Annotated in this window: 6 protein-coding genes; 1 reads left to right on the forward strand and 5 read right to left on the reverse strand. The window is 68.2% G+C overall.

The window, feature by feature from the left end; all coding sequences use genetic code 11:
- Positions 1–106: 106 nt before the first annotated feature.
- From HA630_RS20900 to HA630_RS20915, 4 genes are all read right to left on the reverse strand, one after another.
- A complete protein-coding gene (locus HA630_RS20900) occupies positions 107–2,269 on the reverse strand; it encodes a PhoX family phosphatase (RefSeq protein WP_166835053.1) in 2,163 nt (720 codons plus the stop codon).
- Between the two features lie 106 nt (positions 2,270–2,375).
- A complete protein-coding gene (locus HA630_RS20905) occupies positions 2,376–3,158 on the reverse strand; it encodes a BPSS1780 family membrane protein (protein ID WP_166835051.1) in 783 nt (260 codons plus the stop codon).
- On the reverse strand, positions 3,155–4,108 hold the full coding sequence (locus HA630_RS20910; protein ID WP_166835049.1) for a homoserine kinase: 954 nt from the start codon (positions 4,106–4,108) through the stop codon (positions 3,155–3,157). Before HA630_RS20910 ends, HA630_RS20905 begins: the two co-directional genes overlap by 4 nt.
- 2 nt (positions 4,109–4,110) lie before the next feature.
- Complete coding sequence (locus HA630_RS20915) at positions 4,111–4,449, reverse strand: hypothetical protein (protein WP_166835047.1); 339 nt, start codon at positions 4,447–4,449, stop codon at positions 4,111–4,113.
- A 56-nt stretch (positions 4,450–4,505) separates the two neighbouring features.
- On the opposite strand from HA630_RS20915, the gene polA reads away from it, so the two are divergent.
- A complete protein-coding gene (polA, locus tag HA630_RS20920) occupies positions 4,506–7,301 on the forward strand; it encodes a DNA polymerase I (protein ID WP_166835045.1) in 2,796 nt (931 codons plus the stop codon).
- A gap of 7 nt (positions 7,302–7,308) precedes the next feature.
- Here polA and HA630_RS20925 read toward each other — a convergent pair.
- Positions 7,309–7,806, reverse strand: a 498-nt coding sequence (locus tag HA630_RS20925; protein WP_208300199.1) for a hypothetical protein, incomplete at its 5' end; no start/stop codon positions are given.

Below are 7,806 nucleotides of genomic sequence, written 5' to 3' on the forward strand. Positions count from 1 at the left end.
GGAATATCCCGGCAGTGGATTGGACAAAAAAACCGCCCGCCCCCAGGAGGGACGGGCGGTGTCAATGCGCGGGCGGGACCCGCGCGCTTTCCCGAACCGTTGAAGGTCAGCTGCCGATGACGCCGCCGTCGTTCTTGGTGATGACGACGGTGGCCGAGCGCGGCCGCTGGCCCGGGCCGTAGCCGGCGTTCGCGGGCCATTGGCTTTCGTACCGGGCGGGGGTGTTCACATCGGCCATCTGGGTGTTTTCACCGGGGTGCTGGATGTTGACGAACATCGCACGGCCATCGGGTGTTTCGCAAATGCCGGTGATTTCGGCGCCGCGCGGGCCCACCAGGAAGCGTTTCAGCGTGGCCGGCGTCTGGGTTTTGCCGGCGTAGGTGGTCACCGTCTTGTCGCCGTATTGCAGGGTCTTGGTGCCGCCATCGCCCACCTGGCCCGGCAGGGCGGCCAGCAACATGCAGTTGGTTTTGTCGGTGTAAGCGCCGTCGTCGGTCTGGATCCAGCAAATGCCGGTGGCCGGGCTGAACACCAGGCCGTCGGGCGACGACAGGTCGTTGTCGTCCGTCAGGCCCGACAGGTTGACGCGGGCCTGGTCCGCATCGGCTTCGGAGGCGAACAGGTAGATGTCCCACTTGAAGGTGGTCGCAGCGGGGTTCGGCTCCATGAAGCGCACGATGTGGCCGTGCACGTTGCCTGTTTGCTCTTTGCGGCCCTTCAGGTCGGTGTAGACGCGCGGGTTGGCCGCGTCGGCCGTGGCGGCGGTGCGGTTGCTGTTGTTGGTCAGGGTGAAGTACACCTCGCCGTTGCGTGGGTTGACGCCGCCCCATTCCGGGCGGTCCATCTTGGTGGCGCCCACGGCGTCGGCCGCCAGGCGGGTGAAAATGGCCACGTCGGCGTTGTCCTTGAACTCGAAGTAGGAGCTGTGGGCGATGACCGGGTTGTCCACCGACAGCGCCAGCCATTCGCCGCTGCCGTCCTCCTTGAAGCGGGCGGCAAACAGCGTGCCTTGGTCCAGGTATTTGTCGCCAGCGGTCAGGCGGTTGGCGGCCTTGGCGTCGGCCGGGTCCCACAAGGCGTGCGACACGAATTTGTAGATGTACTCGCCACGCGCGTCGTCGCCCATGTAGGCCACCACCGGCTGGCCGGCCACCGGCTTGGCGAAGGTCACGTTTTCGTGGCCCATGCGGCCCAGGGCGGTGCGCTTGCGCAGCACGGCTTTCGGGTTGTACGGGTCCAGTTCCACCACGTAACCGAAGGTGTTCATCTCGTTGCGGTAGTCTTCCTGGGCGCTGGCGGCCAGGGCGCCGTTGTTCCAGCGCACAAAGCGGTCGTCGGCACCGCCGCTTTCCCAGCCGTGGCGGCTGGCGGCACCGGCCTTGCGGCCGTAGCGGTTCAGGGCCTGCACCTGTTTGTCCTTCTTGCGGCGGTCGTCGTCCTGCGCGTCGCGGAAGAAGTAGCCGAACCAGTTTTCCTCGCCCGACACAAAGGTGCCCCAGGGCGTTTTGCCGGTGCCGCAATTGTTCAGCGTGCCGCGGGCGCGGGTGCCGTCGGCGCTGTACTTGGTGACCAGGTGGGTGCTGCCGCGGGCCGGGCCGGAGATGACGGCCTCGGTCATGGTGGTGACGCGGCGGTTGAACGGCGAATTGGTCTTGTAGCTCCAGGTTTTGCCGTTGGACTGCACCTCCACCACCGACAGGCCGTGGATCATCAACTCTTTGTCCACTTCAGCCGCGGGGCGAGGCAGGCTGGCCTTGCCGCCGTCGGCGTGGATGAAGAAGGAGGTCAGCTTCTCGTCGGTGGTGGCCTCGTGGTTCATGGCCAGCAGACCGCGCGAATTGAAGGTGTTGGACGGTTGGCTGTTGGCGTCCAGGCTGAACCATTCGATGCCGTCGTGGTGGTCGCCGGCGCGGCGGCCCCAGTCGGTGTCGGTGCCGTCGTTTTTGAAGGCGGGGGTGTCGCCGCTCAGCGGGTCGCCCAGGCCGTAGAGCACCTGGGCGGTGTAGCCCTCGGGCACGGTCAGCACGTCGTTGACGTGCTTGCTCACCGCCTTGAAACCCAGCGTGTTCACCGCATGGGCCGGAGCGCCGGTGGCGCAGCCGCTCAGGGCGGTGGCGCCCAAGGCAGTGGCGCCGGCCACACCGGCACCGCTGCGCAGCAGGCTGCGCCGGCTCAGCCGGGCCTGCAACACCTGCTCAAACGCCGGGTTGGGGCTGGTGTTGGAGTCTTCTTCGTTGAAAACAACGCCGGGTCGGAGTTCGTGGGTCATGCTGTGTCAGAAGGGGTGGTGTGAAACACCCCTCAGCATGCCGGCGCTGTGTGAAGCCGCTGTGACAGGCCGCGTCCGCCCGGCCCGGTGCGGGTGCCGTGCTGCCTCAGGCCGGGGCCTGGCCGTCGTCGGTGACGAAGCTGTCGCGGAAGGTGAAGTAGAGGGAGCTGAAGAACATGGCGCTCATCAGCATGGCCATTGGAAAGACGATGGCCGCCAGCACTTGCGGGCCGCCCAGGGCACCGGCCAGCAGCACCACCGCCAGCGACACGCCCACGAACACGCCTGTCCAGGCCAGGAAATACACCAGCAGAGCCCCCTTGTTCGTCCAGCAGGCCAGGGCGCTGAAGAACAGGCTCTTGACCGGGGACACCCCATGCCAGTGCACCAGCGCCGGGGCGTGCCAGAACAGCAGGCCCAGGGGCAAGTAGAGCAGCATGCTCAGCACCAGACCGCGCAGCACCCCGGGCTGGCGCAGCATGGCCTCGGTCAGCTCGCCGCCTTCGGTGGCCACCGGTGGCAGGCCGCCGCCGGCCAGCAGGGCCGACAGGCCCATGACGACGAAGGAGCCCAGCGCGTACAGCCCGCCCAGCACCAGCATCGCCCGCAGGCGGTCCTTGCCCGCGCGGAAGGCGCTGGCCAGCACCGCCGGCATGGGGAACTGGCCGCTGTGGGCCTCGCGGGTGGCGGCCATCAGGCCCAGGGTGGCCGCGGGCAGCAGCGCCAGCGCCAGCGGCTGGCCCAGCAGCGGCAGCATGGACAGGGCCGACACCACCATCATGAACAGGAAAAACAGCCCGGCCAGCGCCAGCGGCTGGCGCACAAAAGTGCGGATGCCCAACTGCACCCACAGCAGGCCGGTGCGCGCGGGAACGGGGTTGAGCTTCATGGCTGGGCCAGGCGGGCGCGCAGCACCCGCTCGAAATGGGTGGGGTCGTGCGGTTTGAGCATGCTGGCCTCGCGCGGCAGGTGCCAGTCCCACAGGCGCGAAATCCAGAACCGCAGGGCCCCGGCGCGCAGCATGGCCGGCAGCAACTCGCGTTCGGCCGCGGTCAGAGGGCGCACGCTTTCGTAGGCCTGGCGCATGGCCTGGGTGCGGGCGTCGTCCTGGGCGCCGCTGGCCAGGTCGATGCACCAGTCGTTCAGGCACACCGCCAGGTCGAAGGCGAAGCTGTCGCAGCCGGCGAAGTAGAAGTCGAAAAAGCCGCTGAGTTGGCCCTGGTCGAACATCACATTGTCGCGGAACAGGTCGGCGTGCACCGGCCCACGCGGCAGGGCCTCGTGGCTGGCGCTGGCGGCAATGTGGTTCTGGTAGGCCAGCTCGCTTTGCAGCAGCGCCGCCTGGTCCGGCGCCAGGTGCGGCAGCACCACCGGCACCGTCTCGTTCCACCAGGGCAGGCCGCGCAGGTTGGGCTGCTGGCGCGGGTAGTCCCGCCCGGCCAGGTGCATGCGCGCCAGCATCGCGCCCACCTGGGCGCACTGGTCGGCGCTGGGCGCCAGTTCGTGCTTGCCGCGCAGCTTGTTCACCACCGCCGCGGGCTTGCCGCACACCGTGTGCAGGATGTTGCCCTGGGCGTCGGCGGCCGGGTCGGGCACCGGAATGCCCTTGCCCGCCAGGTGCTTCATCAGGTGCAGGTAGAACGGCAGCTGCTCGAAGGTCAGGCGCTCGAACAGGGTCAGCACGTGGTCGTGGCGAACGCCGTCGTGTTCGGTGCTGACGAAGTAGTTGGTGTTCTCGATGCCGCCAGCGCAGCCGGCCATGTCGGTCAGTTCGCCCAGGCCGAGGCGGCGCAGCAGCGCGGCGGCCTCGTCGCGCGAGACTTCGGTGAAAACGGCCATGGTCAGAACTTCAGGACGCGCCAGCTGCTTTTGCCGGCCCCGCTTTTGCTGTCGCTGGGCTGGCCGGCGTCGATGGGCTGCACCTGGTAGCCCGGCACGGCGGTGTTGGTCTGCACCTCGATGCTGCGGGTCTGGCCGCCCACGCGCAGTTCTTCAATCCGGCTGCCCGCGTCCTGGTGGGTGATGCGTTCGGTTTTTTGCTCCAGCGTCTGCACCGGTTCCTGGGCGATGGCGGCGGCCGGCGTCTGGGCCAGGGCGGGAACGGCGGCGCAGGTGGCGGCCAGGGCGGCGGCCTGGGCCAGGCGTTGCCAGGTCGGGGTGAAGGCGGGTGTGCGGTGCATGGCCCGATTGTAGGCAATCGCCGGGTCCGCCCGGGTTTGGCCGCACAATCCCCAGCATGAGCGAAACAAGCAAAACCCTGGTGCTGGTGGACGGCTCCAGCTACCTCTACCGCGCCTTCCACGCCATGCCCGATTTGCGCGCGGTGCCGGGCGATCCGTCCAGCCCCGCCACGGGCGCCATACGCGGCATGATCAACATGATGCAGGCGCTGCAAAAAGAGCAGCCGGGCGACTACGTGGCCTGCGTGTTCGACGCCTCCGGCCCCACTTTCCGCGACGCGCTGTACCCCGAGTACAAGGCCCACCGCAGCCCCATGCCCGACGACCTGCGCGCGCAGATTGCGCCCATACACGAAGTGGTGCGCCTGCTGGGTTGGACGGTGCTGGACGTGCCCGGCGTGGAGGCCGACGACGTGATTGCCACCCTGGCCACCGTGGCCGCCGCCCAGGGCGTGCGCGTGGTGGTGAGCAGCGGTGACAAGGACTTGAGCCAGCTGGTGAACGAACACATCACCATCATCGACACCATGAGCGGTAAGGTGCGCGACGTGGCCGGCGTGACCGCCGAATTCGGCGTGCCGCCACGTCTGATGGTGGACTACCAGACCCTGGTGGGCGACACGGTGGACAACGTGCCCGGCGTGGAAAAAGTGGGCCCCAAGACCGCCGCCAAATGGCTGGCCGAACACGGCTCGCTGGAAGGCGTGCTGGCCAACGCCGACAAAATCAAAGGCGTGGCCGGCGAGAACCTGCGCAAGGCGCGTGATTGGCTGGTGACAGGCCGCCAGTTGGTGACCATGAAAACCGATTGCGACCTGACGGGCTTTGTGGAAGGCTTGCCGGCGCTGGACGCCTTGGCCCAGCGCGAGCGCGAAGTGCCCGCGCTGCGCGAGTTCTACGAACGCTATGGCTTCAAGGGCCTGGCGCGTGCCCTGGGCGATGCGGGCGCCGCTGGGGCGGTGGTTGCCGCCCCTGCCGCCCAGGCCACCGCCGTGGGCGACACCGCCGATCTGTTCGGCGAGCCGGCACCTGGAGTCTCGAACGTCACGGAAAAGCTTTACGACACGGTCCTCACCTGGGACGCCTTCGACGCCTGGCTGGCGCGCCTTGAGGCGGCCGAACTGGTGGCGCTGGACACCGAAACCACCTCGCTGAACGAAATGCGCGCCGAGATCGTGGGCATTTCTTTCAGCGTGCAACCGGGCGAAGCCGCGTACATCCCGCTGGCGCACAGCGGCCCGGCCGCGCCGGACCAATTGCCCTTGGGCGAGGTGCTGGCACGGCTGAAACCCTGGCTGGAAAACCCCCAGGCGCTCAAGCTCGGCCAGCACATCAAGTACGACCGCCACGTGTTCGCCAACCACGGCATCGAGGTGTGCGGCTACGCCCACGACACCATGCTGCAAAGCTACGTGCTGGAGGTGCACAAACCCCACAACCTCGGCAGCCTGGGCGAGCGCCACCTGGGCCGCAGCGGCATCAGCTACGAGGAACTGTGCGGCAAAGGCGCGGCGCAAATCCCGTTCGCCCAGGTGGACGTGGCCAAGGCCGCCGAATATGCCTGCGAAGACAGCGACCTCACGCTGGACGTGCACCGTGTGCTGTGGCCGCGCCTCCAGGCCGATGCCAAGCTGCGCGCCATTTACGAGCTGGAAATCGCCAGCAGCGAAGCGCTCTACCGCATCGAACGCCACGGGGTGCTGATCGACGCGCCCACGCTGGCGCGCCAAAGCCACGAACTGGGTCAGCGCATCCTGCAGCTGGAGCAAGACGCCTATGACATCGCCGGCCAGCCCTTCAACCTGAGCAGCCCCAAGCAGTTGGGCGAAATCTTCTTCGACAAACTGGGCCTGCCGGTGGTGAAGAAAACCGCCACCGGCGCCCGCAGCACCGACGAAGAGGTGCTGGAAAAGCTGGCCGAAGACTACCCGCTGCCCGCCAAAATCCTGGAGCACCGCTCGCTCAGCAAGCTCAAAGGCACCTACACCGACAAGTTGGCCGCGCTGGCCCACCCGCGCACCGGCCGCGTGCACACCCACTACGCGCAGGCGGTGGCCGTCACCGGGCGCTTGAGCAGCAACGATCCCAACCTGCAGAACATCCCCATCCGCACGGCCGAAGGCCGCCGTGTGCGCGAAGCCTTTGTGGCGCCGCCGGGGCATGTCATTGCAAGTGCCGACTATTCGCAGATCGAGCTGCGCATCATGGCGCACCTCAGCGCGGACGAGGCCTTGCTCAAGGCCTTTGCCGACGGCATGGACGTGCACCGCGCCACCGCCGCCGAGGTGTTTGGCCTGGTGCCCGATCAGGTCAGCAGCGAGCAGCGCCGCTACGCCAAGGTCATCAACTTCGGGCTCATCTATGGCATGAGCAGCTACGGCCTGGCCAAGGCGCTGGGCATCGACAACACGGCGGCCAAAAACTACATCGACCGTTACTTCCAGCGCTTTGCTGGCGTGCGCCACTACATGGACGAAACCAAGGCCCAGGCCAAGGCCCAGGGCTATGTGGAAACCGTGTTCGGCCGCCGCCTGTACCTGCCGGAAATCAACAGCCCCAACGGCCCGCGCCGTGCCGGGGCCGAACGTGCCGCCATCAACGCCCCCATGCAGGGCACGGCGGCGGACCTCATCAAAATGAGCATGGTGGCGGTGCAGGCGGCGCTGGACGCGCAGGGCAAGGGCACCCGCATGGTCATGCAGGTGCACGACGAACTGGTGTTCGAGGTGCCCCAGGCCGAGGTGGACTGGCTGAAAACCGAAGTGCCGCGCCTCATGGCCAGCGTGGCGCAGCTCAAGGTGCCGCTGCTGGCCGAAGTGGGGGTGGGCGCCAACTGGGAGCAGGCGCACTGACCGCGCGTCAGCGCGTGGCGGTGGCCAGGCCCATGGCCAGGGCCTGGGCCGGGCCGTAGGTGTCAACCGTGCGGCAGTCGGCGGCCAGCAGCTTCTGGTACACCGCCGTGGCGGTGGGGCCGGGCAGCATGGCGCGCAGGTAGCGCGTCACGGTCAATTGCTGGCCGCGGCTGGGTTCGCTCTGGCAGCTTTGGTGGCCAAAGTCGTGGTCGGACGGGATCTGGCTGAAGGCGATGCGCGCCGCCGTGGGTGCCTCCGGCAGCACGCGCTGGGTGCCGGCGGCAAACACCATCAGGCAGGCCGTGGGGCAGGCGCTGCCGGCTTGCACTTGGGTGTCGTAGCCGCGGTTGCGCAGCATGGCGCCCAGGGTGATGGCATCGCCCAGCAGGGCCGGGCCGGCGTCCAGCACCAGGCGCTTGTGGGTGCAGCGCGGGGTGTCCAGGTCTTGCAGCGCGGCCGGCATGCGGCGTACCGTGCCGGCGTGGATTTCGCCGTGCAGGGCGAT

The organism is Aquabacterium sp. A08, assembly GCF_011742065.1.